Below are 25,713 nucleotides of genomic sequence, written 5' to 3' on the forward strand. Positions count from 1 at the left end.
ATATTCTAAAATATGTCAATATCTAATAACGGTTTTTGTTTGTCACTGTTCTGTGACAGGGCGGTTAAAAAATGAGTTCATGGTGTATTAAACTTGAAACAGTGCTTTTTTTAATTTCTATTGTGAAGTAGGGAGTAAGCTATTTTTTTGTGTTTCAGTTGGCTTTTTGGTATCCCGTTTTTCCAATAAGCGCATCGCATTCAACAGCACCAGTAAAGAACTCAACGACATCCCCAAAGCCGCCATCCAAGGCGACACGTAACCCATGACCGCCGCCGGCAATGCCAATACGTTGTAACCAATCGCCCAAGCAATATTTTGCCGTACAATCACCAAGGTTCGCTTGGCTTGTACAACGCCTTTGGATAACAACGACAATTGTTCAGACAATAAAATCATATCCGCACTGGCACGCGCCACTTGCGTCCCGCCGCCCATCGCAATCGACACTTGCGCTTGAGCCAATACCGGCGCATCGTTTACACCATCGCCAATCATGGCCACCACTTCCCCCGATGCTTGACACGCTCGAACAAAAGCCAATTTATCATCGGGTTTTAAACCGGATTGCACTGTTGTAATTCCTACGGCATCGGCTACCCGTTTGGCTGCGGCCTCATGATCTCCCGTCAATAAGGAAACCCGATGACCGCGAGCATACAAGTCAGCGATTAACTTGGCCGCGCCTTCGCGTAATTCATCGGCCAGCAAAAACGCCGCATACACCTGTTGTCCTGTCGCCAACACAACAACCGTATCCCCACCCGCTTGCAAGGCCTGACTGTCAGTCACCGATAAATGGGTCTGCTCTGCGATAAATGACGGCGTGCCTAAATACCACATTTCTCCCGCAATCTCACCGTGTAAACCCGATCCGGGCGTATTAACCACAGATTGCGCCGTTAAAGTGTACTCACCCGCACGGGTTAAAATCGCTTTAGCAATGGGATGTTCTGAATGTTGTTCCAAAGCAGCAGCGAATTGCAAACAATCGGACTCAGTTTTATTTGAAAAAACATGGACTTGCTGCACGGCTAAACGGCCAGCGGTCAACGTGCCTGTCTTATCGAAAATAAAATGTGTGGCTTGGGCTAAGGTTTCCAACGCTGTGCCACGAGTCACTAATAGACCGGCTTGCGTCAAGGCACTGGTGGCCGCAGTAATCGCCGTGGGAGTCGCCAAAGACAAAGCACAAGGACACGTCACCACCAACACCGCTAACGTCACCGCTAACCAATCTTGTCCCCCATCCATCCACCAATACCACGCCACCGCAATAGATAAAAGTAACACACCACCCAAAAACCAACTGGCCACCCGATCCGCCACTAAGGTTAATGTGGGTTTTTCGCTTTGCGCCCGGGTTAATAAGCGCAAAATATGCGATAACACCGTATCTTGTCCGACTTTTTCCACCCGCATTTGTAATGGACTTTCAATATTAATCGTACCGGCCACCACGGGATGTCCGGGCTGACAAGTGATCGGATAACTTTCGCCGGTCAACAACGATTCATCAATACTCGACTGCCCCGTGATAATCACCCCATCGGCAGGAATACTTTCACCGGGACGAACTAACACCCGATCACCGGGCTGTAATTCTGCGACTAACACTTCTATTTCTTGAATTTGCCCTTGTTCGTTGGTGTCTAAACGGGTGGTTAACGTCGGCACCATTTGTACTAAAGTCTCTGCGGCATGTGCGCTACGTTGGCGGGCGAGAAATTCAAAATAGCGGCCGGTCAACAATAAAAAAGTAAACATCGCAATCGAATCATAATAAACATGACTTTCCTGCCCCGTAAATGTCACCCACACACTGCCCACAAACGCCAAAGTCAAACCCACCGAAACCGGAACATCCATCCCAATTCGTCCATGTTTTAAATCGCGCACCGCAGATTTAAAAAAAGGCTGTGCCGAATACAATAAAATGGGAAGGGTCAACACCAAACTGATCCAATTAAACAATTGTCGAAATTCATATTCGATTCCTGTTGACCAATCTCCGGCATAAACCGCCATCGCAAACATCATCACCTGCAATCCCAACACCCCCGCTAAACCGAGACGGCGCAATTGTTGTTTACGTTCTTGTTCTAACAATGCTTGTTGTCGTTTGGGATCGTAGGGGTGGGCTAAATAACCAATTTCGCTGATCGCTTGTAAAATACGACTTAATTGTAATTCTCGGCTATCCCAACGCACATGAGCGCGTTGCGTGGCGTAATTCATCTGCACCTCGCGCACACCGGGTAAAGTGCGCAAATGACGCTCATTCAACCAAATACAAGCCGCACAAGTAATGCCTTCTAAAATCAAAGACACTTCGCGTTCATGTTCACCAATTTCATTGACAAAACGCTGTTGAATAGTGGGATTGTCGTAAAGGGTGGTTTGTTTTAAGAATTCGGGGACTAATTCGCGGCCGGTGGGAGCGTTTTCGGTGCGGTAGCGGTAATAACTGGATAAACCACTGTCAACAATCGCTTGTGCGACAGCTTGACAACCCGCACAGCACATCAATTGGGTTTCGCCATCCACGATCACGGTAAAATCACTGTTTTCAGGGACAGGCAAACCACAATGGAAACAAGAAGTCATAAGGCAATTTTCCACTTAACAATTTAAAAATTACAAAACAGGTAAGATCACAGGAGGACGAGGAAAATGAAAAGGCGCATCGTAATCCACTCCATAAAAATATAACCCATGCGCAGGTGCGGTCATGCCACCTGCGGTGCGATTTTTGGCTAATAACACCGTATTTGCCCATTCTGGTGGACATTCTTGACGGCCGATTTTTAGTAAAACACCAACAATATTACGTACCATGTGATGTAAAAAACCATTCGCACCAATCTCCACCACAATCAATTCTTGTTGACGACGAATTGTTAGATAATGCACGGTTCTTATTGGATTTTTAGCTTGACAGCCTACGGCACGATAAGAGGTAAAATCATGCGTGCCGAGGAGATAATTGGCTCCGGTTTGCATCAATTCTACCTCCAAAGGATGATGTTCCCACGTGACGCGATGGTGCAACAGCCCCGGCCGCACCATACGATTTAAAATAAGATAACGATAATGGCGTGCGCGGGCTGAAAAACGCGCATGAAACTGTTCGCTGACGGGTTGCGCCCACAAAATGCCAATATCTCGTGGTAAATTCACATTTCCACCCAAAACCCATGCGCGCATACTACGTTCTACATGAACATCAATATGAATGATTTGGGACACGGCATGAACACCGCGATCCGTACGCCCCGCACAAATCGCCGTCACTTTGTGATCTGCTACGCGACTCAATGCGGCTTCAACCTGGGCTTGCACACTGTCCGCGTCATCTTGATACTGCCAACCACAATAAGGACTGCCATTATATTCCACACCTAAAGCAATTCTCATAAAAATAAATTAAATCATCTCAAGATATGCCAATAATAAAATAGCTGTTTAAATGCAGATAAAAAACAAGCTAATCGTTTCTTCAAAACCTATTTTGAAACCCGTTATTATAACTGAGTTCAAACCGAGTGTGCAGTTTTCATTGAATTACCATTACATCGGCATAATTTAACCTATGTAAATGTTAATCGATAAAGGATTAGATACCGTGCTTGCTCCTAAGTGTTTAAATAAAAGGAAACCATGAGATGAAACAATGGCAGATGACCTGTGCAACCGGTGCTTTACTGTTGTCCGTAGCTGTAGCGCAAGCCTCGCCGTGGCAAGCCCTACCCGAACAACCACCGATTCCAGAAAATAACCCACAAAGCGAAGCGAAAATTGAACTGGGCAAAACATTATATTTCGATCCACGTTTGTCCAAAAATGGCGCGATTTCTTGTAATTCTTGCCACAATGTGATGGCAGGTGGCGAAGACAATCGTCCCAATTCCGTTGGAGTACACGATGCCCGCGGCGGACGGGGCGCGCCTTCGGTGTGGAATGCGGCGTTTTTATCGGTGCAATTTTGGGATGGTCGCGCCGAGTCGTTGGAAGCCCAAGCGGTTGGCCCTATCACCAACCCGGTAGAAATGGCAATGGATGACGACGCGGCAGTGTTGGCGCGTTTAAATCAAATTCCTGGTTATGTGGAGCTGTTTAAAGCGGTATTTCCTGAATCTGATCCCGCGATTTCTATGGAAAATGTGGCCAAAGCCATTGCTTCTTACGAACGTACTTTAATCACGCCTAATTCACCCTTTGATCGTTATGTCAAAGGAGAAAAAGAAGCGTTGAATGAACAACAAGTTCGCGGTATGGAAACCTTTTTAAACACAGGTTGTGTGGCGTGTCATTCTGGTGCAAATTTCAGTGGGCCTGATTTACCGATGGGACAGGGCTTTTTTATGAAATTCCCGACTTTTGCGGGCAGCGAATATGATGCGAAATATGATTTATTGTCCGATCCGGGGCGTTATGAAGTCACCAAAGCAGACAGTGATAAAAATATGTGGCGTGTACCCACATTACGCAATGTGGCTTTAACTGCGCCTTATTTCCACAATGGTAAGGTTGCCAATTTGGACGAAGCGGTGCGTGTGATGGCAAAAACGCAGTTAAACAAAGACTTATCTGCTGAAGAAACCGCGGATATCGTGGCTTTTTTAAACGGTTTAACCGGAGAATTCCCCGTGCAAACCATGCCGCGTTTACCCCCCACTCCCAATACGACAGTATTGCCTTTGGCTGATAAATAAGAATAACGATTGAAGTTTTACTGTTTATTTCTTAAACACGTCAATGGCGATAAGTAACAGGGGTGACATAATTGTGTTATGTTGCCCCTGTTTTATTTCTGTTGTGGGGGAGCGGTTTTTTGCATTGCCAATTACACGGGTTGTTTTGCTCCAAACACATGTTCTGCCAATTGCGCAGGCGGAATTTCGGCAAAAGATAAGGGTGCGCGCCCGTTCACCATCGCCACATCACCCAATTGTTGACGATACACCGTTAATGCGCCTTGTTCCTGACATTCTGGACATTCTAGCAGTAAAGATAACAATTTATCTTGCTGTTCATTAGGCTGTATAGAAATAGGAAAAATATCCCGACAATACCAACAACGCACTTTAATGCAATAACTCACCATTAACTCCTTTTTGATTTAAAACTTTATTGGTTTCTCCATTTGCGCCCGTCTAATAGGTTAGCGACCGGATCGCGGTATGGAAAGTCCAGCTTATCGGATTGTGCAAAAATATCAAGAATACTTTATGTGATTGCTGAGATCAGTGGTATTCTTGAGGATTTGGGTTGGGTTTAAATTCAGAATTGCGGGGACACTGTGGATTGAGAAAAAAATAAAAACCCTTATTGTGCTAAAAATACATTTCATCATCAGGACAGTGACGCAGGATGACAGACTCCATCGCCAAGTGGTTAGTGCTGCACAGTGGCACATTGAAGGAAAACCGTTGTTTACATGAGATTTTGACCGAATTCGCAGTACACATTGAATGTCGTCACGCATTAGATAGTGTTACTGACATAAAATTATCAGAATTGCGCGGCATCATTTGGGCAGAATTTGAATCCAACGAGAATACCCTAGCGGTTTGTCGGCGGTGGCGATCTGACGCGCCGCAATTGCCTTTGCTGCTGTTGGGAAGACCGTTGTCTGAAAATGAATTATTGGATTTATTTAACACGGGAATTACGGATTATTTGCCTTGGCCATTAGACATGAATTCGGCATTATTAAAAATGCGGTTAAAAAATTATTGGCAATTGACCCATTCGATGAATCAGACATTCTCTATTCCTGAGCGCATTTATGAGGAAAATGTGCAGCAAGCGTTGCGCCATTTTGCCACCACTTCTCGTTTAAGTTCCATTGGTGAGATGACCACCATGATGGCGCATGAATTAAACCAGCCATTAACTGCTGTTTTAAGTTTTGCCGAAGTGTCACAACGTTTATTAGAACGCCCAGAACCTATTAAAGAAGAATTAAAACATACCATTTCTCGCATTATTCATAATGCCAAATTAACGGCGAATATTATTCGTCATATTCGTGAATGGGGGCGGCGAGGACGATTATTAAAAAAACCGACCCAATTAAACGGATTAATTGTTGAAACAAAGCAGATTGTTAAACGGGATTTATTGCGACAATCGATAGAGCTAAAATTAAAACTGATTGATCCATCTCCATTAATAGAAATCGATTATTATCGCATTCAACAAGTGTTATTAAACTTGATTTATAACAGCGCAGAGGCGATTTATAGTCATGCAGCAACCGTGCGAGAAATCACGATAGAAACACAAGAACAATCCCATTTTATCGAAATTAAAGTGTCTGATACGGGGCCGGGGATTGCGACAGAATTATTCGAGCAATTATTTAGACGATTTGTCAGCAGTAAAGCCGAAGGTTTAGGCATGAATTTGGCGGTTTGTCGCTCTTTAATTGAGGCACACGGTGGGGAGTTATGGATAGAATCACAAACACCACGCGGGGGGGCATGTGTCCATTTTACTCTGCCGCTGAAAACCACTGCAACGCACTGTGGAACATGATATTTTCTGATGTTCCGCTAGGCACGCAGTGGTTAAGAAAAGTGTGTTTAATTTTCCAAGATTTGTCCGCGATAAATTCGACGTGATTTACGATGTGAAATGACATCTGCATTTTTTGGAGATTGAGAAAGAGTAATGCCACGATAAATTTGAGTTTTTTCGCTGGTTTCAGATGGCATCATAGGTGGCGTATAATCTTGATAATTTAAAAGCGCAAAAATTTCAGCCGTATCAGGCAAATGTTGTTCATCCATTAGGGAAAAAAATACTTTCTCTGAAAAAGCATAACTGCCCGCTTGAATTTGACGCATATAAGGTAAAGCCATTTCTCCTCGAAAATGACCATAAGAACAAGAAATAATTTGTCCGTTTTTTAAAACAAAACTAACGGCTCGATTGTCTTCAGTAGAAATAAAAAAAGTTCCCGTTTTAGCTTGATTGCAAAGCTGATTTAAAGTCGCCATTAGGCCAGAGAATGCTAATAATGGTTTAGTCTGAACACGCATCATGTATACCTCATCACAAAATGGATTTTTGGGGACGCGATTCTGCATTGCGCAAAAATCATACCATCGTGCTACTTTAGGCAATTTCCAAACTATCTTATTGTTTTAACAGCTTATTTTTTACAGACGATCATTAACCCACCCAAGCACATTGCACAATAAAAGTGCGACACAGGGTAATTATTGTGCAATGCACACTAAAATCGCCAGAAAATATAGATTATTGGGTGGATAAAGTGTGGCGTTTTGCCTGTTTAAACGTGGCAAAATTCTCTTTTTTATACCCCCCCATGACGACATATTCGCCCAGCCAAATAAACTCTTGTGAGTCGGTAATAATGCCGCTGTGACGGTATAAAGTTTGCCCTTGCGCATCATAAAAAATAACCACAGGAGTCACCCGCACACGATGCTGTTGTGCGAATGCTTTTTGCGTCATGGTCGTGCCGTCAAAATCGGTTAATTCCACGTCACTTAAAATATCAACCGCAAAACTTTTAAAATGCTGACGATAAAAAGTCTGTGCTTTAGGGTCGATTAATGCAGTTTCTCGCATTCGCTGACAAAAAGGACAATTTTCCATTTCAAAAAATAATAAAATTCCCGCTTTTTGTTCTTCTTTAACATGGCTTAATTCTTCTTGTAAATCGCCAAAAGTGGAGTCAAAAAAAGCATGAGAAGCTTCGGCTGCTGGTAGTAAATTTTCAGCAGAAGATTCTCGATAACGTTGTTGACGATAAGCGGCAAAAGCTTCTTCACTTTTATCCCCTTGATTTAATATCCATTCGCCTAACCATTGATATTCTTCTGGGCGTTGCGTGTGTCCTTGGAAACGATATAACACTTCCCCTTGCGCATTAAGAAAAATAGACACAGGCAGTTGATTTGTACTGATTTCAAAACGTTGCGCCAGTTTAGTGGTGCTGATATTTTCTTTATTGAAATCAACAAGTTCTATCTCACTGTCCAATGGAACACGAAAAGCAGTAAAATGAGTTTGGTAGAAATTGGCTAATTTTTTATCTTGAAATAAAACCCGCTCCATATAAGCACATAATGCGCATTCGGTATGGGTAAAAAATAACAAAATAACAGGAGAATGATCCGTTTTAACGGAAGAAATAGAATCCGCTAAAGTATAGGGAGGATGATGTAGAAAAGAAGAATCCGCATTGGGCATGGCTGATAACGATGTCCAAAACAATAAGCACGATAATAAAGATAATAAATAGCGCATTTTTTCCTCCTTACAAAAAAACGCAGCAGAGAATAATATCACAAGCATTGTTTATTATTCTCTACCATTAAAAAAAGCTAAAAATAAGTCAATAAGAGATATTAATTTTAACTTAAATCACCGTCATTTCAAAATCACTTTTACCTACGCCACAATCGGGACATAACCAATCTTCAGGGACATCTTCCCAACGGGTGCCGGGGGCGATGCCTTCTTCGGGTAGTCCCTTTTCTTCGCTGTAAATGAAACCGCAAACTACGCACAAATAATTTTTATAAGGTTCTGTCATATTTAACGCCTCAGTTGTATGATAATGTGGTTATTGGAATGGGAGAGCGGTTTTTTTGGGGGCTTCTGATGCCTCCCAATAAAAAAACCGCTTTTTGACAAAGCGGCCTTTATTTGCCTCAAATTAAGGTTGTTTACACATTCTAGCAAGTGTTGACAACAATTGCAATGTGATTTATAAACTTATAACCATTCTTCTATTTAAACTCTACTAAATGACCCAACGGCTCAAAGTATGCTTAGATGAGATTTCAAGCATAAAATCAACCAGACTTTTTTTTGAACTTCTCAAAAAGCGAACGAGATATAGTTTTTTCCTCAGATAACATTTCTGTCGGGACAGCATACTTATCATTATTTAGGGTAACAATTATATCTGTTGGGAATCTCGCTTTATCTTGAATCTCTATTAAAAACTTAACAGGATCACCACTCACATCTATACCGTCTTCTTCTATGGAATGATTGTATCTAGTGTTGAATCCAATTTTATCTCCTGAGGGTACTGAAATGAGTTCTCCAATATCTCCATATTGAAATGAGGCTATCCCTGAAACTATGAAGTCATGTCTACCCAAAAGTAAACATTCAACATATAAATCACTGTAATCTACAATACGTAAAAGATACGTCATTACAAAAGAATCTATCTCTTTGAGCGAGGAATTAGATATTTCTAGTTTATAATTTTTAGAGAGGTGAGTAAACTCAAGAGATGTTCGACTACCATTGTCCTGTATTGAGGAGCGATGATGAACAAAAGCGTTTCTATAAATGGTTAAAATTCGGTATATGTTTTTTACCATTTTCTCCAGTGCTGTTGTTTCTGGCAATTTTTCATATTTTACATGGAAACTTTTTCCATTTACATCATCAGGATATTCATTCTCTATGTAAGAATCCAGTAAATCGAAAGACATTAACTCCCCAGATAGAACTGAGTGATCATCATTCTGACACAGAGGAGTCGTTTTTTCCACTATATACCTGGGTGTAGGTTTGCGTTCTCCATTGATTGACTCATACTCTATCCTTGTAATCATGTAATCAGTCAGTAAAACACCACGGGATATTGCGAGAGAGGGAATTAATTAAAGTAATTCTGTATATTCCGCCACAGTTTTCTCCATAATTTGCTTGAAGTCTAAAGGAAAATCAAAATAGAGATTCGATTGAACGAATACTGCTAAAAAACTACTTTTTCAGTTCAAGGATAATTGGAAGAATATTTTTCACACTTCCAATTACGTTTTTCTCTATGAAATTAATTATTGGGCCACCAGTAGTGTAGAAAATATGCTCCCCTATAAGGTCTTTACTTTCTGCTCTAACATTCAATCCCAGCAAAACTTGACCTGTCATGTCCCTATCGGTGCTAGAATATACAAAATTCACAAATAAAATCGCATTTTTGTGCGACTCAATATTTGTGTATAATAAAATCCCAATTGATTGCACATATTCCAATGTGCCGTAAGCACCATATCTTTTCCACAGTTGTTCCCCGTTGGTTTCGAGTTTATCAAGTACATGAAACCAATCTTCTACATCTTCCTTGCTGAGGACAGAATTGTTGTCCATCGTAGTGGCATCACTAATGAAAGTGATTTTAGCTGTAGTGTTCTTTTCAGTCAAAAAAACACTGACTTCAGTCAGAGGAAACTTAAAGTACTGAAAAGTATCAGTAAGAAATCTAAAGATGGAACTTGATTGATACTCTCTTCTTGATTTTGATACGCACGAAAGTGGGATAAACTTTTTGCTTGAAATGAAAACCATGTTTTCTGGCAAATAGTCATCAAATTTGTTAATATCCTTACAATCTTTTATGTCACTAATATCTTCGGAGTAACTGATTAATTCCAGCGAATTGGCACTGGACACAAGGCTGAACATGAGTAATGTGGTATAAAACATGGGGTAGCAAGCAATTAACGCTTTTCTGTACAAAATTTTGTACATACATATTTCTCCTGATAATCTCTCCATAATGTAATATTCTAATCTGCAAGGCGATTATACTACATTATTTTAGCATTTTACAATAAATATTTCACAATCTTCCCCCAAAAAAAACTTGCAATCCCCCCTTTAAGCCGCTACAATGCGCGTCTTAGATACACTATAGGCGCGTAGCTCAGTGGTAGAGCATCACCTTGACATGGTGGTGGTCGGTGGTTCGATCCCACTCGCGCCTACCATCTCCAGAAACGCCCAATAAACACGCCCATTTCTCAATAACGCAAAGTATTCGCTGAATCGCTATCATACAGCGGACGGTTTCGATTGACGGAAATTTTCCAATGCCCATCATTACCCTACCCGACGGAAGTCAGAAACCCTTCTCGCACTCGCCTACTGTCGCCCAAGTTGCAGAAAATATTGGTAAAAGTCTGGCTAAAGCCACTTTAGCAGGCAAACTCAATGGACAGTTAGTCGATACGTCAACGCCCATCACACAAGACAGCGATTTGACCCTGATTACCGATAAAGACATCGAAGGCTTAGAAATTATTCGCCATTCGTGTGCGCATTTATTGGCGCAAGCGGTTAAAACCCTGTATCCCGATGCGCAAGTGACCATTGGCCCTGTGATTGAAGATGGTTTTTACTACGATTTTGCTTATCCAGCGGGATTTTCGCTGGATGATTTGACGCGCATTGAAGAAAAAATGCGCGAATTAGCCGCTAAAGACTTTTCCGTTCAGCGCGAAGTGATGTCACGCGACGAAGCGGTTGCCCTGTTTCAAGACATGGGCGAAACTTATAAAGCCAAAATTATCGCCGATATTCCCGCCGATCAAACACTTTCATTGTATCGACAAGGTGAATTTATCGACTTGTGTCGCGGCCCCCATGTGCCAAATACGGGAAAATTAAAAGCCTTTAAACTCATGAAGTTAGCGGGCGCATATTGGCGCGGCGATTCTAAAAATGAAATGTTACAACGCATTTACGGCACCGCATGGGCAAGTCAAAAAGATTTAGATGCTTATTTGCATCGCTTGGCTGAAGCCGAAAAGCGCGATCACCGTAAATTAGGTAAACAACTCGATTTATTTCACGTGCAAGAAGAAGCCCCCGGCATGGTTTTCTGGCACGATCAAGGTTGGACGGTTTACTTAACGATTCAAGCCTACATTCGTCGCGTATTGCGCCAAAATGGCTATCAAGAAGTGCATACGCCACAACTGGTTGATCGTTCTTTGTGGGAAAAATCAGGGCATTGGGATAAATTCGGCGACATGATTTTTACGACCCAATCGGAAAATCGAGATTATGCCGTAAAACCCATGAATTGCCCTTGTCATATTCAAGTTTACAATCAAGCCCTGCACAGTTACCGCGATTTGCCGTTGCGTATGGCCGAATTTGGCTCTTGTCATCGCAATGAACCTTCAGGAACGTTACACGGCTTAATGCGCGTGCGTAATTTTGTGCAAGACGATGCGCATATTTTCTGCACCGAAGACCAAATTCAAGACGAAGTCAGTGCATTTATTGATTTATTATTTAAAGTCTATGCCGATTTTGGTTTCCAACAGATTTTAATCAAACTCTCCACCCGTCCTGTCCAGCGCGTGGGCAGTGATGAAGTGTGGGATAAGGCAGAACAAGCCCTCGCTTTGGCCTTGAATAACAAACAGTTACCATGGGAATTACAGCCCGGTGAAGGCGCGTTTTATGGGCCGAAAATCGAATTTTCGTTAAAAGATTCTATCGGACGGGTCTGGCAGTGTGGCACAATTCAAGTTGATTTTTCTATGCCCGGCCGTTTGGGAGCAGAGTACGTTGCCGCAGACGGCAGCCGACAAGTTCCCGTGATGCTACACCGTGCTATTTTGGGATCGTTGGAACGTTTTATTGGTATTTTAATCGAAGAACACGCGGGCGCATTCCCTTTATGGTTAGCTCCCACGCAGATCGCTGTATTAAATATTACCGATAAACACGCCGAATATGCCACCCAAGTGCAATCTCAGTTAGAACAACACGGCTTCCGCGCCATTCTCGACTTGAGAAATGAAAAAGTGGGTTTTAAGATACGAGAACACACCTTGCAAAAAGTGCCTTTTTTGCTCATTATTGGTGAGCGAGAAGTTGAAAATCAACACATTACCGTTCGCACTCGCAGCGGCGAAGATTGGGGCAGCATGACGCTTGATTCCCTAGTCCAACGCTTGAATGCGGACTTGTCACCTTATCTTTAGGAGGAAAATACGCCATCGCTGCCGAAAATAACAAGCCGACGCGCCTGAATGAACAAATCACCGCGCCGAAAATTCGCTTAATCGATGCCCAAGGGGAACAAGTCGGAATTGTTTCCAATCGAGAGGCACAGCAATACGCTCAAGAAGCGGGATTGGATTTGGTGGAGATTGCCGCCCAAGCCAAGCCGCCTGTTTGCCGTATTATGGATTTCGGTAAGTTCCAGTTTGAGCAAAATAAAAAGCGTCAACTGGCCAAGAAAAAACAAAAACAAGTACAGGTGAAGGAAATTAAATTCCGTCCCGGTACCGATGAAGGCGATTATCAGGTCAAACTACGCAACCTGATGCGCTTCTTAGAAGAAGGCGATAAAGCCAAAGTGACCTTACGTTTTCGCGGTCGAGAAATGGCCCATCAAGATTTGGGACAACAACTGTTAAAACGGATTGAGCAAGACTTAGTTGAATACGGAATTGTGGAACAATTCCCGAAAATCGAAGGTCGGCAATTGGTCATGGTTTTAGGACCGAAAAAGACTAACAACTAAAAATTTTTCCTGAAATTCAGGAACAATGCGGAGTGCATATAATGCCCAAATTAAAAACCAAAAGCGGTGCCGCCAAGCGTTTTAAACGCACCGCGTCTGGCTCGTTTAAGCGAGCGCAAGGCTTTCGCCGTCACATTCTGACCAAGAAAACCACCAAGCAAAAACGCCATTTGCGTAGCCCTTGCATGGTGCATGAGTCAGATACTCCCATGTTGAACCGCCTAATGCCCTACGCTTAAACTTGAGGAAATTCGTCAATGGCCAGAGTTAAACGGGGTGTGATTGCTCATGCCCGTCATAAAAAGATTTTAAAAGCCGCTAAGGGCTATCGTGGTTTTCGCAGTGGTGTGTATCGTGTTGCCAAGCAAGCGGTAATTAAGGCCGGGCAGTATGCGTATCGTGATCGTCGCCAGCGTAAACGTCAATTTCGTGCGTTATGGATTGCGCGGATTAACGCTGGAGCCAGAGAACATGGTTTAACCTATAGCCGTATGATCAACGGCTTAAACAAAGCCAATGTCACGGTTGACCGTAAAATGTTGGCTGAATTGGCGGTTTTCAACAAACCTGCTTTTGCCGCATTAGTAGAAAAAGCAAAAACGGCTTTAGCGGCCTAATTGCGTCACGTCGGATCATGTGATTTGTTTGGGCGAGTGTGTACTTGTGAGAGAACGCCCCCGCCCAAAAATTTTTCCCGTAAAATCAGCATGATAACAACAGAACCCCCCCTCAATATCCCACAGCCCTCTTTTCTCTCAGCGTAGAAAACGACTTATTCTTGATCCACTCCTCCTGTCTGCCCATCTTTGCGCTTGACTCATAAATATTAATGTGTACATTAGCAATCTGATTGATCTCATGTCACATTTGATTCAATACACGCCTGCTTTACCATCTCAATATTGTCAACACCATTAAACGAATAACGGCTGTCTGTTTCAAAATCCACTCGACTTTTTTCTGGTGAATCCGCATACTATTATCATGTTAGAAACCACCTATTTAACCAATCATTTCCTCATTGCAATGCCCGCGTTGGCAGACCCTCATTTTCACCAAACGGTGACTTACATTTGTATGCACAGCGAAGAGGGCGCAATGGGGATCATTATTAATCGCCCTATGGATATTGATCTCGGTGAAATCTTAGAACACATGGAGATCGAAATCGAAGATCCTAGGGCATCGCGTATGGCTGTCTTTGAAGGTGGCCCTGTACAACGTGAGCGCGGTTTTGTGTTGCATCGCCCGGTGGGGCGTTGGGATGCGATGGTGACGGCGGGATTGCGCAATGATTTAGGAATTACTGTTTCCCGTGATATTTTAGAAGCCATTGCCCAAGGGCGCGGGCCTAAAGATGTCTTTATTGCGCTGGGTTATGCTGGGTGGGAAGCGGGACAATTAGAACATGAATTGGCTAATAATTCATGGTTAAGCACGCCCGCCGACAATGATATTCTATTTCGTGTCCCCCCCGAAAAACGCTGGCAAGCCGCAGCCAGTCAATTGGGAGTGGATTTAAACTTACTCTCCAGCGATGCTGGCCATTGTTAGCGATGAATCACAGCAACAGTACCCTATTGGCGTTTGATTACGGACAACAGCGCATTGGGGTCGCTGTGGGACAGACGCTTGTTCCCAGTGCGCGCCCGCTTTGTGTTTTACAAAGCCGTCAACAGATTCCAGATTGGAACGGCATTAGTCGCTTGATCCAAGAATGGCAGCCTTATACTTTAATTGTCGGTTTACCGCTTCACGCTGACGGTACAGAAGGGATGATGGCACAAGCGGCGCGTCGTTTTGCGCGCCAATTGAGTGGGCGTTATGCGTTACCTATTGAAATGATTGAAGAAACACTTTCTTCCGTCGCCGCCAGCGGCCGACAACGCGAAAATGCCCCCAAACGTCGTCATACCCATCTTCCTATTGATGCCATTGCCGCGCAGATCATTTTAGAAACTTGGTTAGCAGAACACGCATAATGACTTATCTCGAAGCTCTTTTTGCCAGCATGACTCGTCAATTGACGCAACTGATTCCACCGCATGAACAAGAAAATGTGTTTATGGTCGGCATTCATACCGGCGGCGTTTGGGTGGCTGAACAGTTACACCGTCGTTTACAACTGCCGTTGCCTTTGGGACGCTTGAATATTGCGTTTTACCGCGATGATTTTACCCGCATTGGATTACATCCGCATGTCACTGATGCGTCGTATTTGCCGGTGGAAATAGAAAATCGTCACATTATCTTAGTGGATGATGTGTTGTACAGTGGGCGCACCGTGCGCGCTGCACACAATGAATTGTTTGATTATGGTCGTCCGGCCAGTATTAAATTAGCGGTTTTGATAGAGCGTCCCGGCCGAGAATTACCGATTCAAGCCGATGTGGTCGGCGTTTCTCTGGCGTTGACCGCAAATCAACACATTAAATTGACGGGTCCTGATCCGTTATCGTTGGATATTTTGACGTTTGATTGATGATCATTTCTTATAAAAATAACCCGTCGATACGCAGCATAGCATGAATATACAACTTGATTCTCAAGGTCGATTAAAACACTTTTTAGGTATTGAAGGTTTATCGCGTGAATTATTGGTAGAAATCTTAGACACAGCCGCCTCATTAATGCCCGTGAATGAAAAAGCGGTGAAAAAATTACCGTTATTGCGCGGAAAAACCATCGTAAATCTGTTTTTTGAACCCAGTACCCGCACCCGTACCACTTTTGAATTGGCCGCGAAACGGTTATCGGCCGATGTGCTGAATTTTAACATCAATGCGTCTTCCAGCAGTAAAGGTGAAACGCTGTTGGACATGTTAAATAATTTGGAGGCGATGCAGTGTGACATGTTTGTTGTGCGACATGATCAAGCGGGCGCGCCGTTTTTCATGGCACAGCACGTTCCACCGCACATCAGCATTGTCAACGCCGGCGACGGACGACATGAACACCCCACCCAAGCCATGTTAGATATGTTTACTATTCGCCAGCATAAGGGCGATTTTTCTCAATTGCGCGTGGCGATTATTGGTGACATTTTGCATTCTCGGGTGGCGCGTTCGCAAATTTTCGCCTTGACCACTTTGGGAGCCGCCGAAGTGCGCGTAATCGCACCGTTTACCCTAATTCCCAAAGGAATCGAAAATATGGGAGTGACGGTGTTTAATCGCTTAAAAGCAGGTTTAAAAGATGTGGATGTGGTGATGATGTTGCGTATTCAACGTGAGCGGATGCGCAGCGCATTGTTACCCAGTGAACATGAGTATTTTCAATACTACGGTTTGACCGAAGATTTATTAATGGAAGTACATCCTGACGCGATTGTCATGCACCCCGGTCCCATTAATCGCGGAGTAGAAATTGAGTCCAGCGTAGCCGACGGAGCGCGTTCTGTTATATTACAACAAGTGACTAATGGTATTGCAGTACGTATGGCAATCATGGCGATGGTATTGGGACGCGGTCATGAAGGACAATCTTGTCATTCCTCCTAACGAAAACGAATAAGGTCAAAAGGTCAAAATGAGTCATTGTTTTAGCCTCTGCGGTGGGCGTGTGATTGATCCTGCGTCGCGTTACGATGCGGTTGCGGATGTGCATGTCAAAAATGGAAGAATTGTAGGAATTGGTGATGTTCCCGACGGATTTGTGGCTGATTGGGCCTTAGATGTTACGGGGCAAGTGGTGTGTCCGGGGTTGGTTGATTTATGTGTGCGTTTACGCGAACCCGGTGCCGAACATAAAGGCACTATTCGCAGTGAAACCCGCGCCGCGGCATGTAGTGGTATCACAACCTTATGTTGTCCCCCAGATAATACACCAGTGACGGATACGCCCGCGGTGGCCGAATTGTTACAACAACGGGCTGAATTGTCCGGTATGGCAAAAGTCTTACCTTTGGCTGCTTTGACGAAAGGATTGCGCGGCGAACAATTGAGCGAAATGGGCGATTTGCGTGAAGCGGGTTGTGTTGGTGTCAGTAATGCGTTACAACCTGTTGAAAATTCTGATATTTTACGACATGCTTTGGAGTATGCTGCGAATTGTGATTTACCCGTTTTTTTATCGGCACAAGATGCGTGGTTAGGGCGTGCGGGTTGTGTCCATGAGGGGGCGATCAGTACGCGCTTGGGTTTGCCCGGTATCCCAGAGGCAGCAGAAACCATTGAAATTGCACGAATTATTTTATTAATCGAATTAACCCAAGCCCAAGTACATTTTAGCCATTTGTCAACGGCACGTGCGGTGGAAATGATCGCTCGCGCTCAGGCGAAAAATTTACGGGTCAGTGCGGATGTGTGTGCGCATCAGTTATTTTTAACCGATATGGATATTACGGATTATAACAGTCAGTGCCACGTTTATCCGCCGCTGCGTTCGATGCGGGATCGGGATGGATTACGCGAAGCCTTGCGGGCGGGATTGATTACCGCGATTTGTTCTGATCATCAGCCCCATGAGCGAGACGCAAAATTAGCTCCGTTTGCGCAAACGGCCCCCGGCATTTCTGCATTGGATACGTTATTGCCTTTAACCTTGCGTTTGGCTGAGGAAATGGGATTGGATTGGATTACGGCATTAGGTTATGTCACGTGCGGCCCTGCCGATATTTTGGGCATTGATGCGGGGCGTTTGCGTGTGGGTGGCGCGGCGGATATTTGTGTGTTTGATCCGCAGATTCAATGGGAATTAAGCGCGGATTCGATGCACAGTTTGGGTTTAAATTCGCCTTTTTTGGGTTGGTTATTTCAAGGACGAGTCACCCATACAATTATTGATGGCCGTTTGGTGTTTCAGGGCATTGGGAAATAAGTTATATCAAAAAAATAGATTTTGTCAGAATCAGAATTTACAGAATTTCAGGATTTTCAGAATTAAAGAATAAAAAATCGACTGAAAATAAACGACTGGCAAAAATCAATTTTGAAAATTCTTGTGTCTGTAAATTCCGATTCTGACAGAAAATTTTTCGTATCTAAATAAAGAGGTTATTATGTGTAACACTTGTGGTTGTAATGTCACTGAAGGCAATGCGCATTTAATTCGTGCGGGAGGCACTTTAGCCACTACGGAAGATGGTAAAGCGGCAATTCAAGTACTAAAAAGCCTATTGTCTGAAAATGATCATCAAGCCGCACATAATCGCGCTCATTTTGATGCCCATCAAGTTTTAGCGATTAATTTAATGTCTTCACCGGGGGCGGGCAAAACGGCTTTATTAGAAGCCACGATTGATGATTTACGACAAGAATTTAATATTGCGGTCATTGAAGGCGATTTGGAAACGGAAAATGATGCGCAGCGAATTCGTCTTAAAGGCGTGCCTGCGGTGCAAATTGTCACGGGGACGGCGTGTCATTTGGATGCGCATTTGGTGCATCAAGCCTTACATTCTTTAGATTTGACGGCGATTGACCTTGTTTTTATTGAAAACGTGGGCAATTTGGTGTGTCCAGCGAGTTTTGATTTAGGACATCATCGCAATGTCACTTTACTTTCTACCACCGAAGGCGATGATAAACCCGCTAAATATCCCGTGATGTTTCGTGCAGCCGATGTGGTTTTATTGACAAAAACAGATTTATTAGCGGTTTTAGATGATTTTAGTCCCGAAAAAGCAGAAAACCATTTACGCCATTTGGCCAGTCAAGCTCCAGTATTGGCAGTTTCGGCGCGTAAACAGTCTAATTTAAATGCTTGGTATGATTGGTTACGTGCGGAAATCGCCGCACAACGCACTCGCTTATCACAAGGATTGACGGCTTTACCGGCCATGCAGCCTGAAGGACAACGTTTACATGGAGGCGATGCGGGACATCATCACCACTCCCATGATCATCATGATCATCACGGACACTCGGATCACCCTCACTCACTTGGGATAAAATAAGGTATTTTTTATCTGCTGATTATATTGAAAGAATAAATGATGAATTATATTGTTACAACATCACCTCATCTTCACGATGCAGATGGGGTGGCCGTGTTAATGCGTCGGGTATTATATGCGTTATTACCGGGCGTATTGTTGCAAATGTGGTTTTTTGGTTGGGGCGTTTTGCTTAATATTGCGTTGTCCGTGGCAACGGCTTGGACGGTGGAAGCCCTCATGTTGTGGGCGCGACAACGCCCATTACAGCCGTTTTTAAGCGATTATAGTGCAGTTTTAACAGCCTGTTTATTTGCAGTCGCATTACCGCCTTTTTTACCGTGGTGGATGCCCGTATTAGGTATGGTGTTTGCGATTATTTTTGCCAAACAATTATATGGTGGATTAGGACATAATCCTTTTAATCCTGCCATGGTGGGTTATGCCATATTATTAATTTCTTTTCCCGCAGAAATGACCCGTTGGCCTTATCCTGTTTATTTGATGCCAGAAACGCTTAATTTTTGGCACAGTGTGCAATGGAGTTTTATGGGGACATTAAGTCATAGTTCCGTTGTTTCTATTGATGCTTTAACGGGTGCCACGCCATTAGATGCGTTAAAAACAGGATTAGCGCAGAATGAATCTATTCGTACCTTACGAATGCAGCCTTTATTTGATACGTGGGTGGCTGTGGGTTGGCAATGGGTTAATGTGGCTTATTTATTAGGTGGAATGTGGCTGTTATATAAGCGGGTCATTTATTGGCCTATTCCTGTGGGATTTTTATTGGGATTGGTGAGTTTATCGAGTTTATTTTTTATGATGGATTCGGGACGTTATGTTGACCCGATCTTTCATTTATTTACGGGCGCAACGATGTTGGGTGTTTTCTTTATTGCCACAGACCCCGTGACGGCGGCCACTTCGCCGCGGGCGCGTTTTGTGTACGGGCTTGGAATTGGGGTTTTGGTCTACGTGATTCGCACGTGGGGCGGTTATCCTGACGGCGTGGCTTTTGCGGTGTTATTCATGAATTTAACCGCGCCTGCTTTAGATGTCTGGTTAAAACCACGCCCGTTTGGACGATAAAAGTAGATGGTTATGATTTATTTAATACTTTTTCAACCCGCTTGAGCAAAGTGTGTTCATTGACAATCGTGAGATTAAACATACTGCTCATTGATGCGGCTTTTTCATCGTCTAATCCAGCCACTAATAACAGCGCGGAATCGGAATCAATGCCAATGCGTTTGCGTAGGGCTTGATATTTATTAATAGAATCGCGGAATTCGCCTGATTTGCATTCAATCCACAACGGTTGTTTTTCGATTAAGAAAAATATATCGATTTCATTTTGTGCTTGGTGAATGGTGGAGAGAATTCTTGAGCTGCGCAAACAAGAAAAATTCTTTTTTTGGCTTAATAGTAACGAAGCCACTTTCATAAAGCCATACCATTCCAACCATTCTCCATCAAAAAAATGCCGAATCTGTGGGCTTTCATTGAGCATAATGAAAATGGAATTTTTCTTTTTATCAAAATGATATTTAGAAAAAAAAGCAAATTCATAACCTGTTTGACAGACATTTTTTAATAGATGGGCTTGTTCTTTACTATACCAATTTTTTCAGAGTCGTATAATAATACTTTTTAAATAGGAGAGAATAATGAACAAGAGATATGAAGATTTAGAAGAGTTAATGTCAACAGGTGAAGCGAGAGAAGTGAAGCGAGCGATGGCAGTAAGAATGTCTTTGCTTGGTTTTGTGCGTGCGGAAGCGGCTTTAGCGTGTTGTGTCAGTGTGCAATTTGTGGATAAATGGAAAGCCATTTATTTAGCGTCAGGGGTGGAAGGATTAAAGTTAGCGTATAAAGGCTCGCCAGGGTATTTAAAGCCGCGTGAACGAGAAGATGTGATTAATTGGATACAAGAAAAGAAGACAATAACAATAGAGGAACTAAAGAGATACTTAAAAGAGGAGTATGATGTTTTCTATTCTTCAAATACTTCTTATACTAAATTATTAGAAGAAGCGAATTTAAGTTATAAGAAGACACACAAAGAGAATTCGGCAAAAGATGAGGTAAAAGTAGAAGCTAAAAAAAAAGAGATTAAGGATTTAATAGATAAGGAGCGTGAACAGATAGAAAGTGGAGAGGTAATGTACTGGATGCAAGACGAAAGCCATCAGTTGTGGGGAGATATTTGTGGTTATGTTTGGTCGAAAAAAGGAGAAAGAACGTCAATAAAGATGAGTAATTATCGCACTTCTCAAACGTGGTATGGAGCGGTGAATATTTATACGGGAGAATTTATTTTAGATAGGGCAAAGAAAGCTGATACAAAATATACGATAGACTTTATTAACTGGCTCATTTACAGATATAAAGAAGCCCGTCATGTGATTATTTGGGATGGTGCAAGTTATCATCGTTCTGAAGGTTTAAGAACTTATTTAGAGAAATTAAATGGGGGACTTCCAGAATCAGAATGGAAAGTTCGTTTATTAAGATTTGCGCCCAATGCCCCAGAGCAAAATCCAGTCGAGGATATTTGGCTTCAAGGTAAGAATTGGGTCAGAAAGAATTTTCATCGTCTATCAAGCTTTAAAGAAGTCACTAGTATGTTTGAGACCTTTTTGTCAGGTAAAGTGTTTAAGTTTAATAAAATTAAACAGTATCTTATACCTAATATCTAGCTAGATATTAGAACTTAATTTGTTTTTATATCTCACATAATTTTGGTATATAAGGATTCAATTCTAAATTAAACTTATCATAACCTTTGCGTTGTCGATAACGAATGCCTTCTAATAGAGGTTCTAATAAGGCCAAATTATCACCTAACATCACGGCCATTTCATCAAAATAACCTGAAATATCAGAGGCTTTAGCATTGGGTTCAATGATAATTTGTCGCTGTTTAAACCATTGTACAATGGGTTTAAAATCATTCAAAACCTCAGAATAGGCTTGATTTTCAAACGCATAGCCTTCTGTGTAATTCTGATCCGTGTCGATGTCTTCTTCAACCGTTGGGGGAGAGGTTGTGGTTTGTTGTTGTAAGGTGGTGAGTTCGGTTTTAACCTGTTCTAATTCTTTTTTTAAAAGGTTTCTTTCACGGTTTAATAAGATATGTTTTTGAATGGCTTGTTCTAAAGTGGCTTGGCTTTTTTGCAGGCGTTGTTCTAATTCGCCTTGCGTTTTTTTTAGTTCTAAAAATTGCGTGACTGCGGCATTGACTAATTTAACCGTTTCTACCACTTTAGCGGGTTTTTGACATTTTGGACAGGGCGCGACTTTACCCAAATGGGCATCGGCGACTTCTTTTAAAAATTGGCAATGTGGACATCGTAAAATAGCCATTTAACTTCCTCTTGTTCTTAAAAATCCTGATGTGCTTGTTTCAAATCAACGTTCACGCAGACTATTCTAATACAAAATAACAGTTGGGTATACTTTTGTTGAAAACAGGCTGAGTGGTGTGGCGTTCAGTGAAAATGGCTGAAAATAACAAAAAGATAATTGACAAATAACCCTTGTTTTCGTTAAAATCTTACGTTTGTCATGCTACCAGTAGAAGTTGATCCGCTATGAAAAGAACTTTTCAACCCAGTAATCTCGTTCGTAAACGTCGCCACGGCTTTCGTGCGCGTATGAAGACCCGTGGTGGGCGGGCTGTGATTCAGGCGCGGCGCGCCAAAGGTCGTGTACGCTTGAGCGCGTAACGGGGTAGATATGCGTGAACCCTGCCGTTTTCGGCGGACACAGCGTCTTCTCCGCGCCACTGACTTTCAATTTGTCTTTGACCAACCTTGTCGATCCAGTGATGCCCATTTCACGGTATTAGCGCGAGCTAATCAACTCGAATGGGGTCGCTTGGGACTTGTGATTGCGCGTAAACATGTGCGGCTGGCCGTGGCGCGCAATCGCCTTAAACGATTGGCACGGGAAAGTTTTCGACTCAACCAGCAACGCCTTGTGGGATTGGATTGTCTTGTTTTGGCCAAAAAAGGGGCCACAGAAACCCCCAATGCGCAACTCTTACAATCCCTGGCGCGTCACTGGCAGTACGTTGCACGTCGCTGCCACTCCAAAAAAAGCAGCCCCCCCAGCTAAAAAATATCCCCTCAACGGCGACAAAATGCCCACAATCACCCTACAATGGCCAAGGCCAAGCCTTTTGTTGAGGCGGCAACACCTTTTTGTTAAGTACACAGTATCGGAAACCAGATGACTATGGACAACATCAGATTAATGCTGATCATGGCCTTGATTTTTGTGCTATTGCTGATTTACCAAGCATGGCAAGAGGATTATGGCCCTAAACCGACCGTTGTTGAGCCGCCACGGGCTTCAACGCCTGCCCCCGACACGCCGGCAACAACCGCCAGTGCATTGCCTGACACCACGAATAACGATATTCCTACCGCACCGCCCTCCGATGCCAGCCTTCCTAATACCAGCAGCGTACTCCCTAAAGTGAGCTTTTCTTCTGTTTTGCAAGAAGAGCAGCGGGTGATTGTTGAGACGGATGTGATGATTGTTGAAATTGATACGATGGGCGGCGATTTACGGCGTAAGTTTTTATTAGATTACCCGGTGAGTGTGCAAAACAGCTCGCCTTTTCAATTGATGAATGATAAATTACCGAATTTATTTGTGGCGCAATCGGGTTTATTACCGGCGGATACGGCTCCGAATCATTTAACGGTTTATCAAGCCGAAAAAACGCATTATCAATTAGATGCAACGGGCGATACTTTAACCGTACCTTTACAGTGGACAAATGCGCAAGGCATTCGCGTGGTGAAATCATTTATTTTCACTCGTGGCAGCCATGTGATTAAAGTAATACATCACGTTTATAATGGCAGCGAACAACCTTGGTTAGTGCGTCAATATGCGCAATTTCAACGCACCCAAGTGGCTGAAGAAGGACAATCTAGTTTTATTTATACGTACATGGGCGGGGCTATTTCCAGTCCAAAACAGCTTTATGAAAAAATTACTTTTGAAAATTTAGCGGAAAATAAACTCAATCCAGAAGCCCGAGGCAGTTGGGCTGGGGGTTGGGCGGCGATGTTGCAGCATTATTTTGTCGCGGCTTGGGTGCCACCCAGAGAAGAGCAGTTTAGCTATTTTGGGCGCATGTTGACGGAAGGAAAACGCTACATGTTAGGGTTATACGGCCCAACAACCAGTGTTGCCGCCGGCGGAGAGCATCAATTTGAATTGCAACTGTACGCAGGGCCAAAGATTCAAGATCAATTAGCTGCATTAGCACCGGGTTTAGATTTGACGGTGGATTATGGTTGGTTATGGTTTATTGCGCAACCTTTATTCTGGTTATTAGGTGCGATTTACCATTTAATTGGTAATTGGGGGATGGCGATTATTCTGGTGACATTACTGATTAAATTGGCATTTTTTCATCTTTCTGCGACCAGTTATAAATCCATGGCCAATATGCGCCGTTTGCAGCCGCGTTTAATTGCGCTAAAAGATCGTTATGGCGATGATCGAACTAAATTGAATCAGGCCATGATGGATTTATATAAGAAAGAAAAAATTAACCCGCTCAGTGGTTGTTTACCGATTTTAATTCAAATTCCTGTTTTCATTGCGTTGTATTGGGTGTTGTTAGAAAGTGTGGAATTGCGTCAAGCGGATTTTCTATGGTTGACCGATTTATCCAGACCCGATCCTTACTTTATTTTGCCTTTGGTGATGGGCGTGACTATGTTAATTCAGCAAAAGTTAAATCCCGCGCCTTTAGACCCCATGCAGCAAAAAATCATGATGATTTTGCCGATTGTTTTTACCGTATTTTTTGCTTTTTTCCCGTCGGGATTGGTGTTGTACTGGGTGGTGAATAACGTTTTATCCATTGCACAACAATGGGTTATTACTAAGAAAATTGCAGGCGATGTCAGTTTGACGAATTAGTTTGCATTTGAAATAAAACAGGGATAGACCGCACCGATCTATCCCTGTTTTGGTAGTCCTATGTGCGTAGTGATATGAATAAAATTATCCCAACTAACGATTCGTTATCATGGCGAATAAAGTGCCAAATTGCTCCGATGTGATTTTCTAATTTTAAGGTTGGTTAAAACCTGTTTGTTTGCCAACAGCATCAGGTTTTATGCTTGAAGCCCTCTCTAGGCGTAATTCTTGAGTTGCTTGGTAGGGTTTAAATTGAGAATTACTGAAGTGTCAATTGCCAATAGAATTTTTAGCTTGTTTATGCGATACTTAGCAGTTAGCGTACGTTCGCCTAAAACCTAATCCTTCACTTTGCTTTGAGGCTGGTGTTTAGGTGCGCAATACAATAAACAGAGCAGGTACGCTGTCCGAGTACACAAAAAGCTGATGTGATAGCTCTGATGCACCAGAATAACCCGATAACTAACGGATTCTACCCGCAAAAAAATCATGCTGCCATTTTTGCACGCACCGATTTTCCGCATCAAAGGCGCGGCGGGATAAAATTCGTACTGCG

27 protein-coding genes and 1 tRNA gene are annotated in these 25,713 nt (G+C 43.0%); 18 read left to right on the forward strand and 10 right to left on the reverse strand.

The genetic code is table 11. From position 1 onward, the window contains the following. Positions 1-117: 117 nt before the first annotated feature. Positions 118-2,607 carry a heavy metal translocating P-type ATPase gene (locus TPSD3_RS11375; protein WP_086488660.1) on the reverse strand — a complete coding sequence of 830 codons (2,490 nt, stop codon included), beginning with the start codon at positions 2,605-2,607 and terminating at the stop codon, positions 118-120. A gap of 30 nt (positions 2,608-2,637) precedes the next feature. Then, positions 2,638-3,417 (reverse strand): tRNA pseudouridine(38-40) synthase TruA, encoded by a 780-nt coding sequence (truA, locus tag TPSD3_RS11380; protein ID WP_086488661.1) that lies wholly within the window; start codon positions 3,415-3,417, stop codon positions 2,638-2,640. A 248-nt stretch (positions 3,418-3,665) separates the two neighbouring features. Here truA and TPSD3_RS11385 point away from each other — a divergent pair, with 248 nt between their 5' ends. Then, positions 3,666-4,715, forward strand: a complete 1,050-nt coding sequence (locus tag TPSD3_RS11385; protein WP_086488662.1) for a cytochrome-c peroxidase — start codon at positions 3,666-3,668, stop codon at positions 4,713-4,715. A gap of 131 nt (positions 4,716-4,846) precedes the next feature. On the opposite strand, the gene TPSD3_RS11390 is transcribed toward TPSD3_RS11385, so the two are convergent. Continuing rightward, complete coding sequence (locus tag TPSD3_RS11390; protein ID WP_086488663.1) at positions 4,847-5,107, reverse strand: hypothetical protein; 261 nt, start codon at positions 5,105-5,107, stop codon at positions 4,847-4,849. Between the two features lie 266 nt (positions 5,108-5,373). Between TPSD3_RS11390 and TPSD3_RS11395 the strand changes: the two genes are divergently transcribed. After that, positions 5,374-6,543 (forward strand): sensor histidine kinase, encoded by a 1,170-nt coding sequence (locus tag TPSD3_RS11395; protein WP_086488664.1) that lies wholly within the window; start codon positions 5,374-5,376, stop codon positions 6,541-6,543. Between the two features lie 47 nt (positions 6,544-6,590). Here TPSD3_RS11395 and TPSD3_RS11400 read toward each other — a convergent pair whose 3' ends face one another. From TPSD3_RS11400 to TPSD3_RS11420, 5 genes are all read right to left on the reverse strand, one after another. Then, a complete protein-coding gene (locus TPSD3_RS11400) occupies positions 6,591-7,052 on the reverse strand; it encodes a DUF4388 domain-containing protein (RefSeq protein ID WP_086488665.1) in 462 nt (153 codons plus the stop codon). 217 nt (positions 7,053-7,269) lie between these two features. Then, a complete protein-coding gene (locus tag TPSD3_RS11405; protein ID WP_176329854.1) occupies positions 7,270-8,286 on the reverse strand; it encodes a thioredoxin family protein in 1,017 nt (338 codons plus the stop codon). Between the two features lie 112 nt (positions 8,287-8,398). After that, positions 8,399-8,575: a rubredoxin gene (locus TPSD3_RS11410; protein WP_086488667.1), complete on the reverse strand. Its 177-nt coding sequence runs from the start codon at positions 8,573-8,575 to the stop codon at positions 8,399-8,401. Positions 8,576-8,837: 262 nt separating this feature from the next. Further along, complete coding sequence (locus tag TPSD3_RS11415) at positions 8,838-9,494, reverse strand: hypothetical protein (protein WP_140048544.1); 657 nt, start codon at positions 9,492-9,494, stop codon at positions 8,838-8,840. 274 nt (positions 9,495-9,768) lie between these two features. Next, a complete protein-coding gene (locus TPSD3_RS11420) occupies positions 9,769-10,536 on the reverse strand; it encodes a hypothetical protein (RefSeq protein ID WP_086488669.1) in 768 nt (255 codons plus the stop codon). A gap of 164 nt (positions 10,537-10,700) precedes the next feature. On the opposite strand from TPSD3_RS11420, the gene TPSD3_RS11425 reads away from it, so the two are divergent. The 12 genes from TPSD3_RS11425 to rsxD all read left to right on the forward strand — a co-directional run bounded on the left by TPSD3_RS11425 (position 10,701) and on the right by rsxD (position 20,297). Beyond that, a tRNA-Val gene (locus TPSD3_RS11425) sits at positions 10,701-10,775 on the forward strand. 102 nt (positions 10,776-10,877) lie between these two features. Then, complete coding sequence (thrS, locus tag TPSD3_RS11430; protein WP_086488670.1) at positions 10,878-12,785, forward strand: threonine--tRNA ligase; 1,908 nt, start codon at positions 10,878-10,880, stop codon at positions 12,783-12,785. A gap of 14 nt (positions 12,786-12,799) precedes the next feature. Further along, positions 12,800-13,330: a translation initiation factor IF-3 gene (gene infC / locus TPSD3_RS11435; protein WP_086488671.1), complete on the forward strand. Its 531-nt coding sequence runs from the start codon at positions 12,800-12,802 to the stop codon at positions 13,328-13,330. A gap of 41 nt (positions 13,331-13,371) precedes the next feature. Continuing rightward, positions 13,372-13,569: a 50S ribosomal protein L35 gene (gene rpmI / locus TPSD3_RS11440; protein WP_086488672.1), complete on the forward strand. Its 198-nt coding sequence runs from the start codon at positions 13,372-13,374 to the stop codon at positions 13,567-13,569. A gap of 18 nt (positions 13,570-13,587) precedes the next feature. After that, on the forward strand, positions 13,588-13,947 hold the full coding sequence (rplT, locus tag TPSD3_RS11445) for a 50S ribosomal protein L20 (protein WP_086488673.1): 360 nt from the start codon (positions 13,588-13,590) through the stop codon (positions 13,945-13,947). A 367-nt stretch (positions 13,948-14,314) separates the two neighbouring features. Beyond that, positions 14,315-14,884, forward strand: a complete 570-nt coding sequence (locus TPSD3_RS11450) for a YqgE/AlgH family protein (protein WP_086488674.1) — start codon at positions 14,315-14,317, stop codon at positions 14,882-14,884. A gap of 2 nt (positions 14,885-14,886) precedes the next feature. Continuing rightward, a complete protein-coding gene (gene ruvX / locus TPSD3_RS11455; protein WP_086488675.1) occupies positions 14,887-15,312 on the forward strand; it encodes a Holliday junction resolvase RuvX in 426 nt (141 codons plus the stop codon). Further along, positions 15,312-15,812: a bifunctional pyr operon transcriptional regulator/uracil phosphoribosyltransferase PyrR gene (pyrR, locus tag TPSD3_RS11460; protein ID WP_086488676.1), complete on the forward strand. Its 501-nt coding sequence runs from the start codon at positions 15,312-15,314 to the stop codon at positions 15,810-15,812. The genes ruvX and pyrR overlap by 1 nt, the downstream gene beginning before the upstream one ends. A gap of 43 nt (positions 15,813-15,855) precedes the next feature. Further along, a complete protein-coding gene (locus tag TPSD3_RS11465) occupies positions 15,856-16,830 on the forward strand; it encodes an aspartate carbamoyltransferase catalytic subunit (protein WP_086488677.1) in 975 nt (324 codons plus the stop codon). 28 nt (positions 16,831-16,858) lie between these two features. Next, on the forward strand, positions 16,859-18,148 hold the full coding sequence (locus TPSD3_RS11470; RefSeq protein ID WP_086488678.1) for a dihydroorotase: 1,290 nt from the start codon (positions 16,859-16,861) through the stop codon (positions 18,146-18,148). A gap of 181 nt (positions 18,149-18,329) precedes the next feature. Then, positions 18,330-19,226: a hydrogenase nickel incorporation protein HypB gene (gene hypB, locus TPSD3_RS11475; protein ID WP_086488679.1), complete on the forward strand. Its 897-nt coding sequence runs from the start codon at positions 18,330-18,332 to the stop codon at positions 19,224-19,226. Positions 19,227-19,262: 36 nt separating this feature from the next. Continuing rightward, positions 19,263-20,297: an electron transport complex subunit RsxD gene (gene rsxD, locus TPSD3_RS11480; protein WP_245391584.1), complete on the forward strand. Its 1,035-nt coding sequence runs from the start codon at positions 19,263-19,265 to the stop codon at positions 20,295-20,297. 10 nt (positions 20,298-20,307) lie between these two features. Here the strand turns inward: rsxD and TPSD3_RS11485 are convergent, their stop codons facing one another. Continuing rightward, positions 20,308-20,718 carry a Card1-like endonuclease domain-containing protein gene (locus tag TPSD3_RS11485; protein ID WP_086488681.1) on the reverse strand — a complete coding sequence of 137 codons (411 nt, stop codon included), beginning with the start codon at positions 20,716-20,718 and terminating at the stop codon, positions 20,308-20,310. A 157-nt stretch (positions 20,719-20,875) separates the two neighbouring features. Between TPSD3_RS11485 and TPSD3_RS11490 the strand changes: the two genes are divergently transcribed. Beyond that, entirely contained in the window at positions 20,876-21,907 is a 1,032-nt protein-coding gene (locus TPSD3_RS11490; RefSeq protein ID WP_086486662.1) for an IS630 family transposase, read from the forward strand. A 25-nt stretch (positions 21,908-21,932) separates the two neighbouring features. On the opposite strand, the gene TPSD3_RS11495 is transcribed toward TPSD3_RS11490, so the two are convergent. Beyond that, a complete protein-coding gene (locus TPSD3_RS11495; protein ID WP_086488682.1) occupies positions 21,933-22,574 on the reverse strand; it encodes a zinc ribbon domain-containing protein in 642 nt (213 codons plus the stop codon). A gap of 227 nt (positions 22,575-22,801) precedes the next feature. On the opposite strand from TPSD3_RS11495, the gene rpmH reads away from it, so the two are divergent. The 3 genes from rpmH (at position 22,802) to yidC (ending at position 25,157) form a co-directional block, all read left to right on the forward strand. Beyond that, positions 22,802-22,936 carry a 50S ribosomal protein L34 gene (gene rpmH, locus TPSD3_RS11500; RefSeq protein ID WP_086488683.1) on the forward strand — a complete coding sequence of 45 codons (135 nt, stop codon included), beginning with the start codon at positions 22,802-22,804 and terminating at the stop codon, positions 22,934-22,936. A 10-nt stretch (positions 22,937-22,946) separates the two neighbouring features. Continuing rightward, on the forward strand, positions 22,947-23,327 hold the full coding sequence (gene rnpA, locus TPSD3_RS11505) for a ribonuclease P protein component (RefSeq protein ID WP_086488684.1): 381 nt from the start codon (positions 22,947-22,949) through the stop codon (positions 23,325-23,327). Between the two features lie 120 nt (positions 23,328-23,447). Further along, positions 23,448-25,157, forward strand: coding sequence for a membrane protein insertase YidC (gene yidC / locus TPSD3_RS11510; protein ID WP_086488685.1), 1,710 nt, complete (start codon positions 23,448-23,450; stop codon positions 25,155-25,157). The last annotated feature ends 556 nt before the right edge of the window (positions 25,158-25,713 follow it).

It is taken from the genome of Thioflexithrix psekupsensis, assembly GCF_002149925.1.
Lineage (GTDB): Bacteria > Pseudomonadota > Gammaproteobacteria > Beggiatoales > Beggiatoaceae > Thioflexithrix > Thioflexithrix psekupsensis.

What these genes read in the sequence shown, in the direction of transcription:
- TPSD3_RS11390 (WP_086488663.1), bottom strand. Translation starts at nt 5,107, where the DNA reads ATGGTGAGTTATTGCATTAAAGTGCGTTGTTGGTATTGTCGGGATATT.
- rpmH (WP_086488683.1), top strand. Translation starts at nt 22,802, where the DNA reads ATGAAAAGAACTTTTCAACCCAGTAATCTCGTTCGTAAACGTCGCCAC.
- thrS (WP_086488670.1), top strand. Translation starts at nt 10,878, where the DNA reads ATGCCCATCATTACCCTACCCGACGGAAGTCAGAAACCCTTCTCGCAC.
- TPSD3_RS11490 (WP_086486662.1), top strand. Translation starts at nt 20,876, where the DNA reads ATGAACAAGAGATATGAAGATTTAGAAGAGTTAATGTCAACAGGTGAA.
- TPSD3_RS11375 (WP_086488660.1), bottom strand. Translation starts at nt 2,607, where the DNA reads ATGACTTCTTGTTTCCATTGTGGTTTGCCTGTCCCTGAAAACAGTGAT.
- TPSD3_RS11470 (WP_086488678.1), top strand. Translation starts at nt 16,859, where the DNA reads ATGAGTCATTGTTTTAGCCTCTGCGGTGGGCGTGTGATTGATCCTGCG.
- rpmI (WP_086488672.1), top strand. Translation starts at nt 13,372, where the DNA reads ATGCCCAAATTAAAAACCAAAAGCGGTGCCGCCAAGCGTTTTAAACGC.
- TPSD3_RS11495 (WP_086488682.1), bottom strand. Translation starts at nt 22,574, where the DNA reads ATGGCTATTTTACGATGTCCACATTGCCAATTTTTAAAAGAAGTCGCC.
- TPSD3_RS11395 (WP_086488664.1), top strand. Translation starts at nt 5,374, where the DNA reads ATGACAGACTCCATCGCCAAGTGGTTAGTGCTGCACAGTGGCACATTG.
- rnpA (WP_086488684.1), top strand. Translation starts at nt 22,947, where the DNA reads ATGCGTGAACCCTGCCGTTTTCGGCGGACACAGCGTCTTCTCCGCGCC.
- yidC (WP_086488685.1), top strand. Translation starts at nt 23,448, where the DNA reads ATGGACAACATCAGATTAATGCTGATCATGGCCTTGATTTTTGTGCTA.
- TPSD3_RS11405 (WP_176329854.1), bottom strand. Translation starts at nt 8,286, where the DNA reads ATGCGCTATTTATTATCTTTATTATCGTGCTTATTGTTTTGGACATCG.
- TPSD3_RS11450 (WP_086488674.1), top strand. Translation starts at nt 14,315, where the DNA reads ATGTTAGAAACCACCTATTTAACCAATCATTTCCTCATTGCAATGCCC.
- hypB (WP_086488679.1), top strand. Translation starts at nt 18,330, where the DNA reads ATGTGTAACACTTGTGGTTGTAATGTCACTGAAGGCAATGCGCATTTA.
- truA (WP_086488661.1), bottom strand. Translation starts at nt 3,417, where the DNA reads ATGAGAATTGCTTTAGGTGTGGAATATAATGGCAGTCCTTATTGTGGT.
- rplT (WP_086488673.1), top strand. Translation starts at nt 13,588, where the DNA reads ATGGCCAGAGTTAAACGGGGTGTGATTGCTCATGCCCGTCATAAAAAG.
- pyrR (WP_086488676.1), top strand. Translation starts at nt 15,312, where the DNA reads ATGACTTATCTCGAAGCTCTTTTTGCCAGCATGACTCGTCAATTGACG.
- TPSD3_RS11420 (WP_086488669.1), bottom strand. Translation starts at nt 10,536, where the DNA reads ATGTACAAAATTTTGTACAGAAAAGCGTTAATTGCTTGCTACCCCATG.
- TPSD3_RS11465 (WP_086488677.1), top strand. Translation starts at nt 15,856, where the DNA reads ATGAATATACAACTTGATTCTCAAGGTCGATTAAAACACTTTTTAGGT.
- rsxD (WP_245391584.1), top strand. Translation starts at nt 19,263, where the DNA reads ATGATGAATTATATTGTTACAACATCACCTCATCTTCACGATGCAGAT.
- ruvX (WP_086488675.1), top strand. Translation starts at nt 14,887, where the DNA reads ATGAATCACAGCAACAGTACCCTATTGGCGTTTGATTACGGACAACAG.
- TPSD3_RS11485 (WP_086488681.1), bottom strand. Translation starts at nt 20,718, where the DNA reads ATGCTCAATGAAAGCCCACAGATTCGGCATTTTTTTGATGGAGAATGG.
- TPSD3_RS11400 (WP_086488665.1), bottom strand. Translation starts at nt 7,052, where the DNA reads ATGATGCGTGTTCAGACTAAACCATTATTAGCATTCTCTGGCCTAATG.
- TPSD3_RS11415 (WP_140048544.1), bottom strand. Translation starts at nt 9,494, where the DNA reads ATGTCTTTCGATTTACTGGATTCTTACATAGAGAATGAATATCCTGAT.
- TPSD3_RS11410 (WP_086488667.1), bottom strand. Translation starts at nt 8,575, where the DNA reads ATGACAGAACCTTATAAAAATTATTTGTGCGTAGTTTGCGGTTTCATT.
- TPSD3_RS11385 (WP_086488662.1), top strand. Translation starts at nt 3,666, where the DNA reads ATGAAACAATGGCAGATGACCTGTGCAACCGGTGCTTTACTGTTGTCC.